At 39.2% G+C, this 21,218-nt stretch carries 17 protein-coding genes; 2 read left to right on the top strand and 15 right to left on the bottom strand.

Translation table 11 applies throughout. The annotated features are described in order from the left end of the window. The 5 genes from V7D82_RS11010 to V7D82_RS10990 form a co-directional block, all read right to left on the bottom strand. Positions 1-1,978: hypothetical protein (locus tag V7D82_RS11010; RefSeq protein WP_333601029.1), on the bottom strand; the 1,978-nt coding region annotated here is incomplete at its 3' end. A 383-nt stretch (positions 1,979-2,361) separates the two neighbouring features. Next, complete coding sequence (locus tag V7D82_RS11005; RefSeq protein ID WP_333601028.1) at positions 2,362-3,306, bottom strand: NAD(P)H-dependent flavin oxidoreductase; 945 nt, start codon at positions 3,304-3,306, stop codon at positions 2,362-2,364. Beyond that, positions 3,306-4,916: a S8 family serine peptidase gene (locus tag V7D82_RS11000; RefSeq protein ID WP_333601027.1), complete on the bottom strand. Its 1,611-nt coding sequence runs from the start codon at positions 4,914-4,916 to the stop codon at positions 3,306-3,308. The genes V7D82_RS11005 and V7D82_RS11000 overlap by 1 nt, the downstream gene beginning before the upstream one ends. A 27-nt stretch (positions 4,917-4,943) precedes the next feature. Further along, complete coding sequence (mnmA, locus tag V7D82_RS10995) at positions 4,944-6,131, bottom strand: tRNA 2-thiouridine(34) synthase MnmA (protein WP_333601026.1); 1,188 nt, start codon at positions 6,129-6,131, stop codon at positions 4,944-4,946. Positions 6,132-6,170: 39 nt separating this feature from the next. Then, positions 6,171-6,875 (bottom strand): toxin-antitoxin system YwqK family antitoxin, encoded by a 705-nt coding sequence (locus V7D82_RS10990; protein WP_333601025.1) that lies wholly within the window; start codon positions 6,873-6,875, stop codon positions 6,171-6,173. Positions 6,876-7,109: 234 nt separating this feature from the next. On the opposite strand from V7D82_RS10990, the gene V7D82_RS10985 reads away from it, so the two are divergent. Next, the gene (locus V7D82_RS10985; protein WP_333601024.1) at positions 7,110-7,688 is read left to right on the top strand and encodes a fasciclin domain-containing protein; all 579 of its coding nucleotides are present in this window, start codon (positions 7,110-7,112) and stop codon (positions 7,686-7,688) included. Positions 7,689-7,740: 52 nt separating this feature from the next. Here the strand turns inward: V7D82_RS10985 and proC are convergent, their stop codons facing one another. From proC to eno, 8 genes are all read right to left on the bottom strand, one after another. Further along, positions 7,741-8,538, bottom strand: a complete 798-nt coding sequence (proC, locus tag V7D82_RS10980) for a pyrroline-5-carboxylate reductase (protein WP_333601023.1) — start codon at positions 8,536-8,538, stop codon at positions 7,741-7,743. A 72-nt stretch (positions 8,539-8,610) separates the two neighbouring features. Then, entirely contained in the window at positions 8,611-10,509 is a 1,899-nt protein-coding gene (gene yidC / locus V7D82_RS10975) for a membrane protein insertase YidC (protein WP_333601022.1), read from the bottom strand. A 49-nt stretch (positions 10,510-10,558) separates the two neighbouring features. Then, positions 10,559-12,175 (bottom strand): CTP synthase, encoded by a 1,617-nt coding sequence (locus tag V7D82_RS10970; RefSeq protein WP_333601021.1) that lies wholly within the window; start codon positions 12,173-12,175, stop codon positions 10,559-10,561. A gap of 127 nt (positions 12,176-12,302) precedes the next feature. Next, positions 12,303-12,536: a DUF3820 family protein gene (locus V7D82_RS10965; RefSeq protein WP_333601020.1), complete on the bottom strand. Its 234-nt coding sequence runs from the start codon at positions 12,534-12,536 to the stop codon at positions 12,303-12,305. A 2-nt stretch (positions 12,537-12,538) separates the two neighbouring features. Continuing rightward, entirely contained in the window at positions 12,539-12,943 is a 405-nt protein-coding gene (locus V7D82_RS10960) for an OsmC family protein (protein WP_333601019.1), read from the bottom strand. Then, positions 12,943-14,994 carry a PBP1 and LysM peptidoglycan-binding domain-containing protein gene (locus V7D82_RS10955; protein WP_333601018.1) on the bottom strand — a complete coding sequence of 684 codons (2,052 nt, stop codon included), beginning with the start codon at positions 14,992-14,994 and terminating at the stop codon, positions 12,943-12,945. Before V7D82_RS10955 ends, V7D82_RS10960 begins: the two co-directional genes overlap by 1 nt. A gap of 96 nt (positions 14,995-15,090) precedes the next feature. Beyond that, positions 15,091-16,620, bottom strand: coding sequence for a glutamine-hydrolyzing GMP synthase (gene guaA, locus V7D82_RS10950; protein ID WP_333601017.1), 1,530 nt, complete (start codon positions 16,618-16,620; stop codon positions 15,091-15,093). 117 nt (positions 16,621-16,737) lie between these two features. Next, complete coding sequence (gene eno, locus V7D82_RS10945) at positions 16,738-18,030, bottom strand: phosphopyruvate hydratase (protein ID WP_333601016.1); 1,293 nt, start codon at positions 18,028-18,030, stop codon at positions 16,738-16,740. Between the two features lie 228 nt (positions 18,031-18,258). Here eno and V7D82_RS10940 point away from each other — a divergent pair, with 228 nt between their 5' ends. Then, entirely contained in the window at positions 18,259-19,317 is a 1,059-nt protein-coding gene (locus V7D82_RS10940; RefSeq protein ID WP_333601015.1) for a hypothetical protein, read from the top strand. An 18-nt stretch (positions 19,318-19,335) separates the two neighbouring features. Here the strand turns inward: V7D82_RS10940 and carA are convergent, their stop codons facing one another. Together carA and rplQ are read right to left on the bottom strand one after the other, a co-directional pair. After that, positions 19,336-20,457 (bottom strand): glutamine-hydrolyzing carbamoyl-phosphate synthase small subunit, encoded by a 1,122-nt coding sequence (gene carA, locus V7D82_RS10935; RefSeq protein ID WP_333601014.1) that lies wholly within the window; start codon positions 20,455-20,457, stop codon positions 19,336-19,338. A 303-nt stretch (positions 20,458-20,760) separates the two neighbouring features. Next, a partial coding sequence (gene rplQ / locus V7D82_RS10930) for a 50S ribosomal protein L17 (RefSeq protein WP_333601013.1) occupies positions 20,761-21,218 on the bottom strand: 458 nt, incomplete at its 5' end.

The following is a 21,218-nucleotide window of genomic DNA, read 5'->3' as shown; positions in this document are numbered from 1 at the left end:
TCGGACAAGTAGTGGAAGAATTAGTAGCAACAACACTATAAACTCCAGCGGTAGTAGTGGTAAAACTACTAACATTACCCGGATTGGTGACCCCAGGTGGAACGGTCCATACATAAGTATATGCCCCTGCCGGATTTACCGAAGTCGATACCGTAGCCGGAGTACCCGCACATACCGGAGCACTAGTAACTGTAACAACTGGTATTGGATTGATAACTACTGTCGTTTGAGCCGGTTGACTCGGACAAGTAGTAGACGAATTTGTAGCAACAACACTATAAACTCCAGCGGTAGTAGTGGTAAAACTACTAACATTACCCGGATTGGTGACCCCAGGTGGAACGGTCCATACATAAGTATATGCCCCTGCCGGATTTACCGAAGTCGATACCGTAGCCGGAGTACCCGCACATACCGGAGCACTAGTAACTGTAACAACTGGTATTGGATTGATAACTACTGTCGTTTGAGCCGGTTGACTCGGACAAGTAGTAGAAGAATTTGTAGCAACAACACTATAAACTCCAGCGGTAGTGGTAGTAAAACTACTAACATTACCCGGATTGGTAACCCCTGGTGGAACTGTCCATACATAAGTATAAGCCCCTGCCGGATTTACCGAAGTCGATACCGTAGCCGGAGTCCCAGCACATACCGGAGCACTGGTAACTGTAACAACTGGTATTGGATTGATAACTACTGTCGTTTGAGCCGGTTGACTCGGACAAGTAGTAGAAGAATTTGTAGCAACAACACTATAAACTCCAGCGGTAGTGGTAGTAAAACTACTAACATTACCCGGATTGGTAACTCCAGGTGGAACTGTCCATACATATGTATAAGTGCCTGCCGGATTTACTGAAGTCGATACGGTGGCTGGAGTATTAGAACACACTGTTGGACTAGTGACAGTTACAACTGGCAAAGGGTTAATTGTTATTGTAACTGTTCTTGTAGCATTGGCGCAAGAGGGATTACTCACGGTATAGGTAAACACATACGGACTACCTGCCAAAGTCATGGTTGAAACATCTAAAGTTCCCTGAAAACCATTGGTTGTCGCTATTGGACCTGTCCAAACTCCTGTATTATCTGGGGTTCCGCCAAGCTCATTAAATAAATCAAATGGTGCTGTAGAAGCAATTTGATCTGCACAAATCCCTTTTTGTCCATTTGTCCCTGCATTGTTTGGTTGATAAACATTGACCAAAACCGCAAATCTATTAGTACTTTCACAAGGCGGATCAATTGTTGTAGCATAATACGTATGCCCATTTATTAAGGTAGTCGCTAAACTCAGCGGCACACTCGAAAATGAATTCAGATACCAATTATTATTTCCCGAAGCCACCAAATCTGCAACTGTTGGAGGCGAGCCCGAAACATTACAAAAATTTTGAATCGGATCTCCTGTAGGAGTCGGAACATATCCAACCACTGCTCTAACCGGTCTTCTTGAAGTTTCACAACCTGTATCCGGATTGGTTTGACTGGCATAATAAATTGTTCCGTTGACAATAACCGTTGTTAAAGGTAAAGGGCTTCCACCAGAGGATGCCGAATACCATTGTATATTATTTCCTATAGCTACAAAATCCTGAAGTGTTGCATCATTGAGGTTTTCCACACAGGGTCCTTGAAAAGGATCGGCTAGTGGCGCTGAGTATATTGTAACTACTGTACTTTGTCTGGTTCCGCAAGTACCTGTATTATCATCTGCGAAATAATCCTCTCCATTTTGTAAAGCTGCAGAAGAGAGCAAAGCTGTTGTTGAAGATGCTGTGGCATACCATTTTATTCCTCCACCATTATTAGTCGCTTGCAAATCGGCAATGGTTGGTGATTGGGTATCACAAAAAGATTGAGTGGCATTGGTAACCGTTGGACACTGAGAATAAGCTGTATCAGTTTGTCCAAAAAGGGATAACAGCAAAATAACGTAAGAAAAATATTTTTTGACAAGAGTAATTATTCTCATAAGCAATTCAATTTAAACACTTTTTTAAGTTCACGGATTACTGTTTGTTTATAACTGCTTGTAAAATCCAATATCCTGAATGACTATGAACTGCAGTTTATATAGTTTTATCCAAAGTAAAAATGCTTCTACTATATTACTCATAAAAATTATCTCCCGTTTTGGCTTATTAAAATGTTATAAACAAAATAATGAACATTATTAACATTTAACAGTTGATATTTTTCCATTCTATGTATTTGAAATAAAATGATTTACAAAAATTAAATAATTAAAATTTGAGTTATCAATAATTTTTACAATTACTGAAAATAAAAAATTGTTAATAAGTTTACCTCAAATTAGGAACCCATTAACAATTAATTACGAAAAAAGGACAGGGGTTAAAAAGTAAGGTTTTGGGCTTCTTTAGCGGCTACTTTGAATTCCGTTATCACTTCTTCAAAAATGGCATTTACAGATTTAATTTCATGAATTAAACCGGCAATTTGACCAATTTCTAACTCGCCTTCTACTAAATCTCCTTCAAACATGCCTCGCTTTGCTCTTGCTCTGCCTAACAATGTTTTCAATTCGTCCGGAGTTGGACATTTGGCATACAACTCTTGAATATCGTTGTAGAATTTATTTTTAATCAATCGAACCGGAGCCAACTCTTTTAAAGTAACTTGTGTATCGCCTTCTTGAAGCTCTAGTATAGTTTTCTTAAAATTTTCGTGGGATGAACTCTCCAAAGAAGCGGCAAACCGGGAACCCATTTGAACGCCGTCTGCCCCTAGAATCATAGCGGCCAACATACCTCGTCCTGTGGCAATTCCACCCGCTGCAATTAACGGTATAGAGATGTTTTCTCTCACCATTGGAATTAAAGTTAGCGTCGTAGTTTCCTCTCTTCCGTTGTGTCCGCCAGCTTCAAATCCTTCCGCAACCACAGCATCAACTCCAGCTTCTTGAGCTTTCAAGGCAAATTTGGAACTGCTTACCACATGTACTACTGTAATTCCTTTTTCTTTCAAATAAGCAGTCCATGTTTTTGGATTTCCGGCCGAAGTGAAAACAATTTTTACATCTTCTTCAATTATAATTTGAATGATTTCTTCTATGTTCGGGTATAACATGGGCACGTTAACACCAAATGGTTTATCCGTAGCTATTTTGCATTTTTGAATGTGTTCTCTCAAAACATCCGGATACATAGAGCCGGCACCAATCAAACCCAAACCACCGGCATTACTGACGGCACTTGCTAATTTATAACCACTGTTCCATATCATTCCGCCTTGAATGATTGGGTATTTTATATTGAAAAGTTGGGTGATTTTATTCATTAATTTTTAATGATTTTTCCGGATTGACTAAATGAATGGCTTTGTATTTTATAGAAATAAATTCCTGAATTCAGGTTTTCCAAAGAAAGTGACGAATCCGAATTTTGAATAGGTTTCTCCAAAACGAGTTGTCCCAAAGCATTGTACAGCCCAATTTTGGCTTCCGCAAAATGATTAGGAAACGAAACGATAAGAGTATCATGAACCGGATTGGGATATACCAAAAACCGTCCCACAGTAGCATCATTCACCGAAAGTTGAGCCATGTTTAAAGCCAACTGAAAATCAGGAATTCCATATCCATATTCTTCATTAGGAGTGGAAAAATTATCGGCTGACTGTTTGACAAAATCAACAACCTGAGAATTGGATGCCCAAGGGATCGCCTGCCAAAAACTCGTGACAGCTCCCGCCATAATCGGGCAGGAAAACGAAGTGCCACTTGCCGTGGTTATAACACCGGAAGTATTAGAGAGCACCGCACTTTGTCCTTGCGCCATAACATCGGGTTTTACTCTGCCGTCAAAACTCGGTCCAATGGAACTAAAACTAGCATAAGTCCTATCAGATTTAACAGCACCAACGGCCAAAACGTTAGTAGCTTCCGCCGGAACTCCGATATTCGGATTGGCACCTGCCCCGGAATTCCCGGCACTGGCCACCACTATCATTCCTTTACTAAAAGCAATGTTGGCTCCTTGCGAAGCAAAAGCCGTATTACCGGTCATCTCCTCATAAGTATGACTATAATTAGTATTATCATATTCAAAATAACCCAAAGAAGTGGAAATCACATCAACCCCTAGCCTATCGGATTCTTCGGCGGCCTGCACCCAATAACTTTCTTCTACCGGATTTTCGCCGGCTACATCTTCTGTAATAAACAAATAATATTGTGCATCAGGAGCTGTGCCGACCAATTGCCCATCCACATAACCCACCATACAGGACAAAGTCATAGTACCGTGATTATGCGTGGAAAAAACATCTGTATTTCCAGCTACGAAATTGTAACCTCCTAAATACAATCCGTTAGTAAACATTCTGTTGAAAGGAATAATGGTGTTGACTGCCGAAAATCCCGAATCCAAGACGGCAATGATTTTTCCGGAACCGGTATAATTTGCCTGATGTAATAAATGCGCATTCAACATCTGAATTTGATTGCCGGAATTTCCATAAGCAAAAGTGGTTTCTACCTCCATTTGCTTATTCACCGGATGGAATGTCATTGGAACAGCCATTTTAGCATTCAGAGAATTATCAGCAAAACGTATGTGATTCACAAAAGACAAATTAGTCAAAGCCTGAATATCATCAACGCTGCCGCGAATGTGAAGACAGTTCAGCCATTTGGATTGGGCTTTAACTTCAATCCCGGTGGCACTGGAAATTGCATCTATATAAGATTGCTCAATCGGCGCATCAGACACATCCAAAGGAATACCCTGAGCAGTTCTTCTGTCTAAAGCTCTTTGCGTTAATTCGGTTAAAGGGTTATCTATAAAGTCTTGTGCATTGGGTTTGTCATTAAAATACACCCAGGCATCTTCTTGAGCATAACCCAGAAAACTTAAAAGAAAAAATACTAAAAGGAAACATTTTTTCATCACTTTCGCATTTTGGAAAGTGCTAATTTATGAAATTACTCCCGAACCCACTAATTCATCACCAATATTCCAGGCTACAAACTGCCCTTCCGTTATTGCCGATTGAGGTTCGTCAAAAGAAACATACAAACCGCTTTCAAACTGATACAAAGTAGCTTTTTGCAAGGCTTGACGGTATCTGATTCGGGCCATGACTTCCATGGTTTCGCCATTTTTCAACGCTAAGTCTTGGCGTATCCAATGAATTTCGGAAGGTTGTACCCGTAATGTTTTTTTGAATAACCCGGGATGATTAGCCCCTTGTCCTGTATAAATCGCATTCGATTTCACATCGGTAGCGATGATAAAAAGCGCTTCTTTGGTTCCGCCGACATTCAATCCTTTTCGTTGGCCAATGGTAAAATAATGAGCGCCTTGGTGTTTGCCCACTATCTTTCCGCTTTCCGGAGAATAGCTAATACCTTTGGCTTCAAAAGCTAATTGTTCTTCCAAAGAGTTGAAAGTTGGCCGTTCCTGATTGTAAATGGAATTGTCAGCATCGATTTCATAAATCAAGCCTTCTTTGGGTTGCAATTGTTGTTGCAAAAACTCCGGCAAGCGCACTTTCCCGATAAAGCAAAGGCCTTGTGAGTCTTTCTTTTCGGCGGTAACCAAATCCAATTGCATCGCTATTTCGCGAACTTCCGGTTTGGTCAATTCTCCTATAGGAAATAAAGATTTAGCTAATTGTTCCTGCGATAATTGACAAAGGAAATAGGATTGGTCTTTGTTGCCATCTTTTCCGGCTAACAGTTGGTAAACCGGTTGGCCATTTACATCGAGTTCTCCTTTGCGGCAATAATGTCCGGTGGCGACATAATCGGCACCCAGACTCAAAGCAATTTTCATAAAAACATCAAACTTGATTTCGCGGTTGCACAATACATCAGGATTTGGAGTGCGTCCCTGCTCGTATTCGTTGAACATATAGTCCACGATTTTTTCTTTGTATTGTTCGCTTAAATCAACTGTTTGGAAAGGAATTCCCAGTTTTTCAGCAACGAGTAGTGCATCATTACTGTCTTCGAGCCACGGACATTCATTGGAAATTGTAACCGAATCATCGTGCCAGTTCTTCATAAAAAGCCCAATGACTTCATAGCCTTGTTCTTTTAACAAATAAGCAGCAACACTCGAATCAACTCCACCGGAAAGTCCAACAACAACTCGTTTCATTTTATAGCAAAAAATTTTGCTGCAAAATTAGGCTAATATTTAGTTTTGTTCTAACGGTTTAACTCTTTTTTGGAATTTCTTGCCTTGCTTATTCATATTGACATCTTTCAATTTGTCTTTTTCAAGGATTTTCCACATGCCCACTTTCTTTCCGTTCTTGAAAACGCCTTGTCCGGAAATTTTATTATCAGTAGTTCTGAAAATGGCCAGCCCATCATATTCTCCGTTTTTGTAATTGCTTTCTTCAATCACAACACCGGCTTCCGTGTAATTTTTATAAGCGCCCTCTTTGATTCCGTTTTTATAGGTGGTCTCTTCGGCTATTTTGCCACTTTTATAAAAGACTTTTCTAACGCCATCTAACTTTCCATTGACATAATTTTCCAAAGTCATAATGGTTGGCAAGTCTTCGTGGTAATATTTCCATTCGCCTTCAAATTGCTTGTTGACTACTTTCCCTTCGCTTACTTTATTTTTATTTTGATTGTAAAAAATGGTGTAGCAGGAATTGTCATTTGGATTGAATTCTCTGGTCGCGATTACTGTTCCGGCTTTAGTATCATCAAAAAACTTGAAGGTTCCCACCTCTTTTCCGTGCTCAAAAGTTCCTTGGTAACGCGGGCGTTTTGACTCTTCATAAATACCTTTCCAAACGCCTTGTTTTTTCCCGTTTTCATCCAGTTTATTAAACTCCTGGGCAAACGAAATGGCAGTAATCAAAAGAAAAGCAACAATATATTTCATATCAACGGTTTTGTATATAACGGTGAAAATTAAATTTTAGTGTGCAAAAATGATTCCAAAAATAAAAACATTTCATTTTAAACTCTCATAAATCAATCCCAAAATCGAATTTAAGTAACAGCAAAATCTTTAAAACCATAAAAGTATTTAATAATTGATTGCAAAACTTGATGATTTTGTTGTTAATCTAATTGAATATTTTTTATATTTGAAAAAAATTAAACCTAAGTATAGATGAAAAATTTTATGAAAAAAATTGCCTTAGTTGCAATAGCTTTTTTAGCATTTTCTTGTTCAGAAGACAAACAGCCAAGTGCTGATTCCGTTTCTATTGCTGATACAGCAAAAGCAACTCCGGATCTTAGTAGTTTTGTTGAAGCCCTAGACATAACTGGCTTAACAGATACATTGGATGCAGATGGAAACTTCACTGTTATGGCTCCTACCAACGATGCTTTCTCAAACATGTTAAGTAATTTAGGCTATTCCAGCTTACAAGATTTAGAAGATAATCAGCCAGGAGTATTGAGTGATATTTTGAAATACCACGTAATATCAGGTGCTAGTGTATTTTCAAAAGATTTAACAAACGGTCAATCCGTTGCTACTTTATTAGGACAAAATTTCACTGTTGATTTAGAAGCTAACACCTATTATCCTGAAATTGACCCAGACCTTTACACTACAGAACAAACCAGCATTTTTATTAAAGATTCCAATAATGATTCTGCAAGAGTTTTTGCAAGAGATGTTAGATGTACCAATGGATTAATCCATGTAATTAATGCCGTTTTGATGCCAAGTTCAAACTAAATTTAGTTTTCAATACCATAAAAAAAGCTGTCCATTATTTGGCAGCTTTTTTTTATGCTCCCAACTCCAAGGCTCTGTCATTAGCCGCTTTCACAGCTTCAACAATGGTTTTTTCCAAGCTTCCTTTTTCAAAAACCTGCAAAGCTCTTTCGGTAGTTCCGCCTTTGGAAGCTACTTTTCTAATCCATTCTTCATTGGACAAAGAGTAACTGTTTTGAATCGCTACAGAACCCATAAAAGTTTGATTAACGAGCAACTCTGCTTCCGACTCATTGAAACCTAAATCAACCGCCGCTTTGATCATCGATTGCATGAAATAAAACACATAAGCCGGGCCGCTTCCTGAGATGGCTGTAGCGGCATCAATCAGTTTTTCGTTTTCCACATAGACCGATTTTCCGGTGGTGTTGATTAGATTTTGGATGATAAATAATTCCTTTCTGTCCACATTGGCCGAAGCCGAAAAAACAGTCATTCCCATCCCAATCTGCGTTGGGATATTGGGCATCGAACGGACAATTTTGGAACACGAAAGTTGAGCCGTTAATGTTGCTAAGGTAATTCCGGCCATGACCGAAAAGATGATTTGACTGTCTTTCAAAAATGGTTTTATGGTTTGCGCCAAAACACTAAAATCCTGGGGTTTTACGGCCAAAATAACGATATCAAACTCGCCAATCTTATTCGTGGCAACGGTTGCAAAATTAGCCTTCGGAATCACGGTTTCAATGCTAGAAAAATCATTTCTAACCAAAACGTGTATGTCTTCCGGCTTTATAAAACGGGAACCGATAAAGCTGTTCGCATAAGTTTTACCCATGTTTCCGTAACCAATGATCAGTACTTTCATAATTGTAAAATAAAAAAACTCTGTTTAAAGGTATATTTTTAAACAGAGTTTTGAAAATTTAATGCTGGATTATTATTTCTTTTTGTTTTGCAATTGCTTTTGAGCTTCAGCCTGTTCCATCATTTCACGCATTTTTTTCTGGAACTTTCCTTCGCTTTTTGGCTTGGTTTTGTTTTCCTGAATTTGTGCGTGAATCTTATCGCTATTGATGAAATACTTTTTAATCACCAACATAATTCCGATAGTGATTAAGTTGGAAATAAAGTTGTACAAACTCAATCCGGAACCATAACTATTGAAGAAAATCAACATCATTACCGGCGAAATATAAATCATCATTTTCATGATTTTGGTCATATCCGGCATACCGTCTTGTTGTGGCGCTGCCATTTGCTGATCGCCCGAAGTCATTTTCATATAGAAGAAAATCGCAATCGCTGCCAAAATCGGGAACAAACTGATGTGATCTCCATATAACGGAATGTGGAATGGCAATTTGACGATTTGGTCAAACGATGATAAATCATCCGCCCAAAGGAAGCTTTTTTGTCTTAACTGAAAAGCCGACGGGAAGAACTGGAACGAGGCATACATAAACGGAATCTGGATCAAGGCTGGTATACAACCCGCCATCGGGTTTACGCCGGCTTTGTTGTACAACTTCATCGTTTCCTGTTGCTTTTTCATTGGATCTTTTTTGAATTTTTCTCCAATTTCCATAATCTCCGGACGCAATACTTTCATCTTGGCTTGCGACAAGAAGGATTTAAACGTAATCGGTGACATCGCAATTTTGATTAAAATCGTGAAGATGATAATCGCAATTCCCAAGCCCATAAACGAGCTCAAAAATCCGAATAACGGAATGAAAATAAATTTGTTTATCCAACCGAAAATTCCCCAACCTAACGGAATGATTTTGTCCATTCCACGGTCGTAATCTTTTAACGTTTTATAATCCGTTGGCCCGAAATACCAATTCATTTTATAATCCAACTCGCCATTAGTAGCTACCAAAGGCACATTGGCTCTGAATTGTTTGGTGAAAGTAGTATCCACTTTTTCATCAGCAACCAAATTGGCTGAATGCAATTTTGACGTTTCGAAAGGTGTTTTGGTCAATAAAATCGTCGAGAAGAAATGCTGTTTGAAAGCGATGAAAGTGACCTTAGTAGGCGTTTCTTCTTTGTCTTTTCCTTGTCCAACATAGTTGTCTTTTCCACCATCATATTCGTAACGAATGTCAGCATAACGGTTTTCATAATTGATACTCTTCTCGTTGCGGTAGGTTTTCATATCCCATTGCAAATCGATAGGTTTTGTCGTATTCAAAACCGTGTTCATCCCTTGGGAATGAATATCAAAATCTACTAAATATTTCTTTGGCGCTAGTACATATTTGTATTCCAAATAGTCGTTAGCTCCTGATTTCAGTTTCATCGAAAGAATTTGATTGTCACCCACTTTGGTTAAAGTTGGTTCAAAAAACAAGTCTTTCGTATTTAAAACACGATTGTCTTTGGTTTGCAATTGCAAATTAAAACTCGCGTTGTTGTCTTTAATCAGTTCTACTAATTTCCCGGAATTCTTATTAAAACGCTCAAAACTTTTCAACGTAGCTTCGGCTATGTAACCGCCTTTGTTAGCGATTTTCAGCTTGATGTATTCGTTTTCTAACGTAGTGAAATCTTCTTTGGCAGAAGGTAAGGTTGCTGAGTAAGCAAAGCTTCCTAAAGCGCCTTGCAGTTTTTGAATTTTAACCGAATCGGTAACGGTGGTATCCGTGATGGTTTTAGCTACTTGCTGAGCCGGTGATGCTGCCGCTGCTACTTTGGCCGCTTTCTCCGTTTTAGCTTTGGCTTGTTGTTCTTTTAACTCGTTTTGTCTGCTGTTGTACATCATCCAGATGATGATGATCGAGATTAAACCAAAACCTAGTATCGAATTAAAATCAAATTTCTTTTGTTCCATTATTTAATTGTTTGTCATAAGAAGTAACAACTTAGTATTTGTTACAGCTTTATTTTTTATGTTTTACCATTGCGGCCACAAAGCTAACAAAAATTGGGTGTGGATTCGCAACCGTGCTCTTATATTCCGGGTGGTATTGCACTCCGATGAAAAACGGGTGGTTTTCCAACTCTACAATCTCAACCAAACCGGTATCAGGATTCACCCCCGAAGCAGTCAAGCCGGCACTTTCTAATTGTTTTTTGTATTTATTATTAAATTCATAGCGGTGACGGTGACGCTCCTGAATTTGGTCTTTGCCGTAAATTTGGTGTGCCAAACTTCCTGCTTTGATATCGCATTTCCAGGCGCCCAAACGCATGGTTCCGCCTTTATCCGTAATTGTTTTTTGATCTTCCATTAACGAAATCACCGGATTGGTTGTTTCCTCATTCATTTCCGTCGAATTGGCATCTTTCAATCCCAAAACAGTTCTCGAATATTCGATAACGGCCATTTGCATTCCCAAACAAATTCCGAAAAACGGAATGTTATTTTCACGGGCATAGCGAACGGTTTCTATTTTTCCTTCGATGCCACGACCGCCAAATCCAGGAGCAACTAATATGCCATCCAAATTTTGAAGCTGTTCTGCTGCCGTTTTGGCATCCAAATATTCCGAATGAATGGAAATCACATTCACTTTGGTCTGATTCGCCGCACCAGCATGAATAAATGACTCTAAAATGGATTTATATGAATCCTGCAACTCGACATATTTACCAACCAAACCAACATTTACCGTTTGCTTTGGATGTTTTAATCGGTGTAAAAAAGTATTCCAGTTTTTTAAATCGGGTGCCGCTTTTTTGGGCAGGTTTAATTTCTTTAATGCTACGATATCCAAGCCTTCATCTAACATCAAATTAGGAACTTCGTAGATTGTTGAGGCATCGATGGATTGGATAACCGCTTCTCTTTTCACATTGCAAAACAACGCCAGTTTTTGACGCAATTCATCCGACAGTTCATGCTCGGTTCTGCAGACTAAGATATCCGCTTGGATTCCGCTTTCCATCAAGGTTTTTACGGAATGTTGTGTTGGTTTTGTTTTCAATTCTCCGGCTGCTGCCAAATAAGGAATCAGCGTTAAATGCACCACCAAACTATTGGTATCGCCTAACTCCCAAACCAATTGACGCACCGATTCGATATAAGGCAACGACTCGATATCTCCGACCGTTCCTCCTATTTCAGTAATCACTATATCAAAATTGCCCGATCTGCCGAGCAACTGCATGCGGTCTTTAATTTCGTTGGTAATGTGCGGAACGACTTGTACCGTTTTCCCGAGAAATTCGCCTCTTCTTTCTTTTTCAATAACCGATAGATACACTCTTCCGGTAGTCACGTTATTGGCTTGCGAAGTGGGTACGTTCAGGAAACGCTCGTAATGTCCTAAATCCAAATCGGTTTCGGCACCGTCATCCGTCACAAAACACTCTCCGTGTTCGTAGGGATTCAGCGTTCCGGGATCGACATTGATGTAAGGATCAAATTTTTGAATGGTCGTTCGATACCCTCTCGCCTGTAGTAACTTGGCAAGAGAGGCAGCAATAATGCCTTTTCCCAAGGAAGAAGTCACACCACCTGTAACAAAAATGTATTTTGTTTGTGTTTGATTCATTGTAGTTGTTAGTTGTGTTGTTGTAATTGTTGTTGTAAAAAACGAGGCAAAAATACGATTTAATTCATCAACAAGTCAAAGAGAAAATGAGATAATTTTCAAATTAATTCATTTTCAAATATTCCACTCAAATTGGCCTGGGATATTGCTTTTTGATATTGCGCACCAACTCTTCCAATCCGTTTAATTTGAGTTCGTAAACAAGTTGTAATTGCTCCCCAAGTTGTCCTTTAGGAAACCCTTTGTTGCTGTACCAGACTACATAATATTCGGGCAGATCAATCAGATGATAGCCTTCGTATTTGCCAAAAGGCATCTTGGTGTGCGCTAATTTGATGAGGAGTTGCTGCTGGGAATTCAAAGTTATTTCCAATTAAAAACGATTACCCTTTTGATATCAGGATGCAGACTCATGTTTACCGGACAAGTCTCGGCAGTGCGTTCCAGTATGGTTTTGGTTTTATCATCGGCACTTACCGTCATTTGGAAAGTAATGTGAATTTCGGAAATCCGACGTGGTTCCGCTGCCATGATTTTGGTTACTTCGGCCGTTGAGCCTGAGAAATCAACATTCATATCACGGGCTTTGATTCCCATTACCGTAAACATACAACTGGCTAAACCATTGGCCACGGTATCGGTTGGGGAGAAAGCTTCTCCTTTGCCGTTGTTGTCTAATGGTGCATCCGAAATAATTTCGCTGCCAGATTGCAAATGAATGGAAGACGTTCTTAAATCGCCTAAATAAGTTACTTTGGACGTTGGCATTATAAAGCTTCTTTAATCGTTAAATCATCGTCATAGTACAAGATGTATATTCCCTTGTTGGAATACCCAGCCGTTGTATTTTGAGCATACTCAAACTTGTTTTCTATTTGTTCCGAATTGGTCAGAACTGTTTCTTCAAAAGGCTTGTCCTGTGCCAAACGCAATAGGGTATCAAAGGTTACATCAAAGCCACGAATTGCATATTGATTGGGCAAAATTTTATTGAGCTTTTTATACTTTGCATCAAATTGATTGGCTTCGTCGGTTTCATTTGGTCGGGAAAGCGATGGGTATAGCAATTTCAATTTGGTTAAACGGTTCAACGCAATTTCTTCAAAATCCAAAGTTTCATTTGGCTCCATAATAACCAGTTGCACTTGATATTCTTTTTGTGCATTGAGCATCGCAGTAGTGGTAGCTAAAATCATTCCGGTACTCTCGGAAGCGATGACCACATAATTGAGTTTGCCTTTTTGGAACAATACTTTTAAACTATCGGCCACAAAAGTTCCTTTCTCGCTAAAACCAACTATCCGAACGCCTTTTTGGGTGTCCTGAAGGTATTGTTTGATACTCCCTTTTTTAGGATCAACAACAGCAATAATATTACCGCCTTTAGCTCTCATATACTCAAAAATGGCGCTTCGCAAAATATCCGTCGAGGGCATGGATTGATAGAGATTAGCAATTTTTCTTCCACCATCTTTTGAAAGCGGCGAAATCACAGGCGTTTTAGAAGCAACAAGCAAATCGGCTAATTTCTCTGCATTGGCTTGGTAAAAAGGACCAACAATCGCATCCATAGACGCTAAATTATTCTGTTCTACCAAAGCAGCCACGTTAGAATTATTTTTGGTTTCCTGCGAATCTAAAATTTTAATATCCACATTCAATCCCATCACTTTGGCTGAGTCAATGGCCATCAAAGCTCCCGAATAAAAATCCAAGGTCAGATTCAGAAACTTATCCTTTTTCAATCGCTCTTGCGTAGTGTTAAGCGTATCGCTTTCTATTTTTGAGATATTAAAGGGTAAAAGTAATGCGAGTTGTTTCCTCGCATTAGTATTGATATTTTTCATCAAATTTCCTTGTCCTTGTTGAGTTTTGGGAACCGGAACCGGTGCTTCTTTTTTAGTTATAATAGGCACTCTCAAAATCATCCCTGGCTTTACTCCTTTTCTCAATTCCGGATTTAATTCCAAAAGTTCGCTTTCTGACATCCCATAATCACTGGCAATACTCGAAATCGTTTCCGTGGGTCTTACGACATATTCCTGCAGATATTTTTTTCCACTGGACGTTGGTGTTACTTCTTTTTGTTTAATTCCCGTAACTGTTGGCGTTACTGATTTTGCTGGAGTCGTTGCCACAGCATTTCCTGAAACTACCAGTTTCATTCCTATTGGAAAACTGGTCAAAATTTGCGGATTCAACTGCTCCAATTCCTCAATCGTCATTCCGTATCTTTTAGAAATTCCGTACTTGGTTTCCTTTGGTTCAATGACATGAAAAGTAGTTTCTCCTTTTGGGGTTGCCGGTTTTGGCGCTTCTTTTACAACCGCTTTCGCCGTTTCTTTCACGGTTTCTTTTGGCGTTTCAACCGGAGTGTAAGCAACAACAGCTTGTCCGTTTGAAGCCGGAATCTTGATGTTTTGTCCTATTTTCAAACCGTTGTTTAATAAATCACCATTAGCCGCTTTTAACTCATCGATAGTAACATTGAACTGTTTCGAAATGCTATACAATGTTTCTTTTGGCTGTACCAAATGTGTCGATGGCGGATTTCCTTTTTCAACTGGTTTGACTGTAGTTTGTGTAACTCCGGCACTTGATGGCGGAATTAACAACACACTATTCAACTGAATTCCGTTTTGAGAATCGGGATTGAGTTTGAAAATATCAAAAGGAGTTACCTTGTATTTTTGGGCAATGATAGTAACGGTTTCTCCTTTAGCAACAGTATGTTTGATGTATTTCTCTTGCTTCGCTGAAACCGTAAACACAAAGGAAAATACGGTTAACAATATGGAAAAAAGGATACGGTTTTTCATGTACTTAGTATTAATTTAACGTCTAAAGTTAACAAAACTTTTTAATTGCCGTTTGAATTGCTTTTTTTTTCATTAACTATTTTATGTTAACAAAAACTATTCCCATTCTATCGTAGCGGGCGGTTTGGAGCTTATGTCATACACTACTCTATTCACACCTTTTACTTTATTGATAATTTCGTTTGAGATTTTCATCAAAAACTCATAGGGTAAATGCACCCAGTCCGCAGTCATTCCGTCAGTGGATTCTACGGCTCTCAGCGCTACTACTTTTTCGTAAGTACGCTCATCGCCCATCACGCCAACACTGTTCACCGGAAGCAAAATGGCTCCGGCCTGCCATACTTTATCGTATAATCCGTGTTCTTTCAAACCGTTGATAAAGATTGCATCTACTTCTTGCAGAATTCTCACTTTTTCTGGAGTAATAGCTCCCAGAATTCTTATTGATAATCCCGGCCCTGGAAAGGGATGTCTTCCTAAAAGCTCCCCATCTATGCCTAATGTTTTCCCGACGCGTCGCACTTCGTCTTTGAAAAGCATGCGCAATGGTTCCACTATTTGCAATTTCATAAAGTCGGGTAAACCGCCCACATTGTGATGCGATTTGATCGTTGCCGAGGGTCCTTTTACCGAAACTGATTCGATTACATCCGGATAAATGGTACCTTGTGCCAGCCATTTCACCTCTTCTATGTGATGCGCTTCGTCATCAAACACTTCTATAAAAACACGACCGATAGCTTTTCGTTTGGCTTCCGGATCTTCGATTCCATCCAATGCTGACAAGAATCGTTCCGAAGCGTCCACACCTTTCACATTTAGCCCCATGTCTTTGTATTGGTGCAATACGTTTTCGAATTCATTTTTGCGAAGCAAACCGTTGTTTACAAAAATACAGTATAAGTTTTTGCCAATGGCTTTATGCAATAAAACTGCCGCTACGGTAGAGTCCACTCCGCCGGAAAGTCCGAGAACCACTTTGTCGTCTTTTACCTTTTCCTGTAATTCTTTGACACAATCTTCTACAAAAGCATTGGGGGTAAAGTTTTGAGGAACCTGAGCAATTTTCACTAAAAAGTTCTCTAAAATCTGTTTCCCATCGGTAGAATGATAAACTTCGGGATGAAACTGGATGGCATAGGTCGTTTCGCCTTCGATGCGATAGGCAGCATTGGCTACATCTTTGGTACTGGCAATCAACACTCCATTGGTTGGTAGTTGTTTAATCGTATCGCTGTGACTCATCCACACCTGAGAATTCAAAGCCACTTCATCCATAAAATGTTCATCGTCTTTGATAAACGATAAATTGGCTCTGCCGTATTCGCGGATGTTACTTGGCGCTACTTCGCCACCGTTAAAATGGGCCAAATATTGGGCACCATAGCAAACAGCCAGCAAAGGAAGCTTACCGCGAATTTGGGATAAATCAGGATGAGGAGCGTCTTCAGCTCGCACGGAATAAGGGCTACCCGAAAGGATAACCGCTTTGTAGGACGATAAATCATCTGGAAAATGATTAAAAGGGAAGATTTCACAAAAGATATTCAATTCCCTTACACGGCGCGCAATTAGTTGTGTGTATTGCGAGCCAAAATCTAAAATTAGTACGTTGTGTTGCATGTGCAAAAGTACTATTCTCAATGGAAAATAAAAACCCAAATCTGGAATAATTAAAATAAAAAACACCTGACCGATTTTAGAAACCTGTCAGGTGCAAATACTATATTTTTATAAAAATTATTTTTGCTTAAAAGCTCTCACGCCCGGAAAGTAAGCCGTATCGCCTAATTCTTCCTCGATGCGCAACAACTGGTTGTATTTGGCCATACGATCCGAACGGGATGCCGAACCGGTTTTGATTTGGCCACAGTTTAACGCTACTGCTAAATCAGCGATGGTATTATCTTCCGTTTCTCCCGAGCGATGGGACATTACCGAAGTATAGCCGGCATTGTGCGCCATGTTTACGGCTGCAATCGTTTCTGTTAACGTTCCGATTTGATTTACTTTTACCAAGATGGAATTGGCAATGCCTTTTTCAATTCCGGTGGATAAACGCTCTACATTGGTTACAAATAAATCGTCACCTACTAATTGGGTTTTGTTTCCAATTAATTCGGTTAAATATTTCCAGCCTTCCCAGTCGTCTTCGTACATTCCGTCTTCAATAGAAATGATTGGATAATTGGCAGCTAAAGACGCTAAATATTCCGCTTGTTCTTTGGATGTTCTGATTTTTCCGGTAGCCCCTTCGAATTTCGTATAGTCGTATTTTCCGTCTACATAAAACTCAGAAGCCGCACAGTCTAAAGCAATCATCACTTCATCACCAAATTTGTATCCGGCATTTTCTACCGCTTTTTTAATCGTATCCAAAGCATCTTCAGTTCCACCAGCTAAATTTGGTGCAAAACCACCTTCATCACCTACGGCTGTTGAAAGATTTCTGTCATGCAATACTTTTTTCAGGTTGTGAAAAATCTCCGTTCCCATTTGCATCGCGTGTGTAAATGACGTTGCCTTTACCGGCATAATCATAAATTCCTGAAAAGCAATAGGCGCATCGGAATGTGAACCACCGTTGATAATATTCATCATTGGCACTGGTAACGTATTGGCAGAAACACCACCTACGTATCGGTATAATGGCAAACCTAATTCATTAGCTGCTGCTTTAGCAACCGCCAAAGAAACCCCTAAAATAGCATTGGCACCAAGATTTGATTTGTTTGGTGTCGCATCCAATTCAATCATCAATTGGTCGATATGATTTTGTTCAAATACAGAAACACCCATTAATTCTGGAGCTATTGTTTCATTTACATTCTTAACCGCTTTCAAAACTCCTTTTCCCATGTAGGCCTTTCCGCCATCTCTCAATTCTACAGCTTCGTGTTCTCCGGTTGAAGCGCCACTTGGCACAGCCGCACGTCCTAAAACGCCGTTTTCGGTTACTACATCTACTTCTATGGTTGGATTTCCTCTGGAGTCAAGAATTTGTCTTGCGTGAACTTTGATGATAATGCTCATTTTGAATTTGTTTTAAGATTTTAAAATAGGTTCACAAATTTATGAAATTTAAAAAATAGAGTTGCAATTATTTACACAACTTATAAACGCAATCGTTTTAGTTCGTATTTAAACAATAGTATAGACTATTTCCTAAAATGAGAATTATACAAGTTTATAACAATATAACACAACACTCGGTTTTCACATTGACTGTAATTTTACAGTCAATATTTAAAGTCCCACATCATGAAAAATTCAGCTACCAAAAGCAGTACCAATCCCCTAACATTGATTTACATAATTGCACTAATTGGCTTTCTTCCAAGCTCTTTACATTCACAAAACTATCGATACATCAACGCCTATATGAGTGATTTTGGCAAAAACGAAATGTTTGTAAAAAAATCATTGATGGATTATTCGGTTACTATAGTGGAGTCGCAAGCAGATGCTAGATCTAAAGTTACTTCAGGAAAAATTGTAGCTAAATTAGTGACTATGAATACTATTTTAAGAAATACTAATAAAGGATTTGAAAACAACACTTCGCTGAGAGACAGCTTTATCAAAATGAATGAAAAAACAATTGAATGTTTAACAAACGGGAGTTTGATTTTAAACGATTATGACTATCAAAGTACTTTATCATTAATCGAAATAAGAGCCAATCTTGCTCGTAAAGAAAAAGAGCTTATCAGCTATTACCAGGAAATAGCCAGTTATGAAATAAGCAAACGCGTTTTTGGATTAAAATACCATGTGGGTTTTAAAAATATTATTGGGAAAAATGTATTAGAATACAATGCTTATCAAAACATGCTGTTTTATAAAATAAATGTAATCGACCAAAAACTGATGACCGTGATAAAAGCAAAAGACAAAAAAGGGTTTGCCGAATGTTTTGCCGCCATAGAAATCCAGCATCAAGAGGCTATCGCCAAAACAACTGAATATAAAGATAGTTTTAAAGACAATTCTATGAATAATGCCAATATAAAATATGCTGATTTTATCAATGATCAAAAAGCAAAACTAACCGTATTATTTAATGATTTTGTTGATGAATACAGCACGCTCCAAATCCTAAAAAAAGCTTCGACTCCGCAAACAACTGAAGCAATTGCTTCTTATAACGAGGTAGTTAGAGACTACAACACCAAAAAGAATTTGTTTTATCTTGCCTATGATACCATTCAAACGGATAAAAAAGCATTATACAGCAGTTGGTTTACAACCAATAGCGCTTTCTTAAAAAACAATGGAGAATTCGAAGATTTGCACGATGCTTACACCTATAAAGATTAATTCATTAGAAGCTAAAAATTATACTACCTGCAAACTTTTAGTCTTTTTAATATTCAACACAAATTCATCAAACAAATACGAAGAATCATGTGGTCCCGGGCTAGCTTCCGGGTGGTACTGCACCGAAAAACAAGACTTCGATTTCATGCGCATGCCCGCTACCGTATTGTCGTTGATGTGGTAATGCGTGATTTCTAAATCGGGATGTTTTTCCAGTTCTTCCTTGTTGACCGCAAATCCGTGGTTTTGCGAGGTGATTTCTCCTTTTCCTGTCAAGACATTCATTACCGGATGGTTAATCCCTCTGTGACCGTTAAACATCTTATAGGTTGACACTCCGTTAGCCAAACCAATAATCTGATGTCCTAAACATATCCCGAAAACCGGTTTATCGGAAGCAATCATTTGTTGCGCTACTCCAATTACTCCTTCAAGCGGTTCCGGATCACCCGGTCCGTTGGATAGGAAATAACCATCGGCATTGAAAGCTTTTAAATCCTCAAAGCTTGTGTTGTATGGAAATACTTTGATGTAGCAATCGCGTTTCGCTAAGTTTCTCAGGATATTTCTTTTGATGCCTAAGTCGAGCGCTGCGATTTTATAAGTGGCTTTTTCGTTTCCGAAGAAATAGGGTTCCGTGGTGGATACTGTTGACGCCAATTCCAGTCCTTTCATATCGGGCACGTTCGCCAATTGTTGTTTTAATTCCTCAACGGAAGTTCCGTCTGTACAGATTACCGCGTTTTGCGCACCGTTATCACGGATGTAACTTACCAAAGCTCTGGTATCTACATCGGAAATGCAGATTAGGTTTTGCTTTTCGAAATAGTCGTAGAGATTACTTTCGGAATCGGGGCGAGAATGGTTGAAGCTGAAGTTTTTACAAACCAAGCCGGAAATCATGATTTTCTCGGATTCGACTTCGTTGGCATTGACACCGTAGTTCCCGATGTGTGGATTGGTCGCTACCATAATTTGCCCGAAATACGAAGGGTCGGTAAAGATTTCCTGATAACCCGTCATTCCGGTGTTGAAGCAAACTTCGCCAAAGGTTTTGCCTGAGATTCCGATTGATTTTCCGTAGAAAATGGTGCCGTCAGCGAGTAGTAAAATGGCTTGTGGTCGTGTGGTGTATTTCATTCGTCGTAGTTATTGTTTTTCAATGGGCTCATGCAGTCGATTCGCTCGAGTCATTGTAGTTAGTTGTTGTGTTGCAAAATTAAAGTATTCTGTCTAATTTCTAAATTGATTTATGAAAGTTTATAAACATTCCTTTTGATTCCTCTTTAGCCCCGATGGGAGCTGGCTACCGTGTAGCGCGGACAGCGGGAAAATGGATTCCTGAAAAGCCCAAACCAATCGCTCTAAAAACAAGTTCAGTTTGAGCCAAAAAAAAAGGATAAACAAAACTGTTTATCCTTTATATTTATGAAGATGCTTTCATTATTCAGCACTTTCGGTAGTTTCTTCTGAAGAAGTTTCAGGAGCTTCCGGAGCTGGAGTTGCCTCAGCAACTGGCGCAGCAGCAGTAGTTTCTTTTTTAGCTTTTCCACCACGACGGCTTTTAGCTTTTTTCTCTTCTTTTTTACCACCATTGTATAGTTCGTTGAAATCAACTAACTCGATCATGGCCATATCTGCGTTATCTCCTAAACGGTTCCCCATTTTGATGATACGGGTGTATCCACCTGGACGGTCACCCACTTTGGCAGCAACTTCTCTGAAAAGTTCAGTTACACCATATTTGTTACGTAGGTAAGCGAAAACCACACGACGGTTGTGCGTAGTATCTTCTTTTGACTTTGTGATAAGCGGCTCAACGAATTGTTTAAGCGCTTTAGCTTTAGCAACAGTAGTGTTAATACGTTTGTGCTCGATAAGAGAACAAGCCATATTAGCCA

This window comes from Flavobacterium sp. (assembly GCF_036741995.1).
In the GTDB taxonomy this organism is placed as follows: Bacteria; Bacteroidota; Bacteroidia; order Flavobacteriales; family Flavobacteriaceae; genus Flavobacterium.
Note: the sequence above shows the minus strand (reverse complement) of the source record. Positions and strands in the feature narration are given on the sequence as shown.

Excerpts from the sequence above, each read along its gene's own strand:
- V7D82_RS11005 (WP_333601028.1), bottom strand. The coding sequence starts at position 3,306 with ATGAATAAAATCACCCAACTTTTCAATATAAAATACCCAATCATTCAA.
- V7D82_RS11000 (WP_333601027.1), bottom strand. The coding sequence starts at position 4,916 with ATGAAAAAATGTTTCCTTTTAGTATTTTTTCTTTTAAGTTTTCTGGGT.
- mnmA (WP_333601026.1), bottom strand. The coding sequence starts at position 6,131 with ATGAAACGAGTTGTTGTTGGACTTTCCGGTGGAGTTGATTCGAGTGTT.
- V7D82_RS10990 (WP_333601025.1), bottom strand. The coding sequence starts at position 6,875 with ATGAAATATATTGTTGCTTTTCTTTTGATTACTGCCATTTCGTTTGCC.
- V7D82_RS10985 (WP_333601024.1), top strand. The coding sequence starts at position 7,110 with ATGAAAAATTTTATGAAAAAAATTGCCTTAGTTGCAATAGCTTTTTTA.
- proC (WP_333601023.1), bottom strand. The coding sequence starts at position 8,538 with ATGAAAGTACTGATCATTGGTTACGGAAACATGGGTAAAACTTATGCG.
- yidC (WP_333601022.1), bottom strand. The coding sequence starts at position 10,509 with ATGGAACAAAAGAAATTTGATTTTAATTCGATACTAGGTTTTGGTTTA.
- V7D82_RS10970 (WP_333601021.1), bottom strand. The coding sequence starts at position 12,175 with ATGAATCAAACACAAACAAAATACATTTTTGTTACAGGTGGTGTGACT.
- V7D82_RS10960 (WP_333601019.1), bottom strand. The coding sequence starts at position 12,943 with ATGCCAACGTCCAAAGTAACTTATTTAGGCGATTTAAGAACGTCTTCC.
- V7D82_RS10955 (WP_333601018.1), bottom strand. The coding sequence starts at position 14,994 with ATGAAAAACCGTATCCTTTTTTCCATATTGTTAACCGTATTTTCCTTT.
- guaA (WP_333601017.1), bottom strand. The coding sequence starts at position 16,620 with ATGCAACACAACGTACTAATTTTAGATTTTGGCTCGCAATACACACAA.
- eno (WP_333601016.1), bottom strand. The coding sequence starts at position 18,030 with ATGAGCATTATCATCAAAGTTCACGCAAGACAAATTCTTGACTCCAGA.
- V7D82_RS10940 (WP_333601015.1), top strand. The coding sequence starts at position 18,259 with ATGAAAAATTCAGCTACCAAAAGCAGTACCAATCCCCTAACATTGATT.
- carA (WP_333601014.1), bottom strand. The coding sequence starts at position 20,457 with ATGAAATACACCACACGACCACAAGCCATTTTACTACTCGCTGACGGC.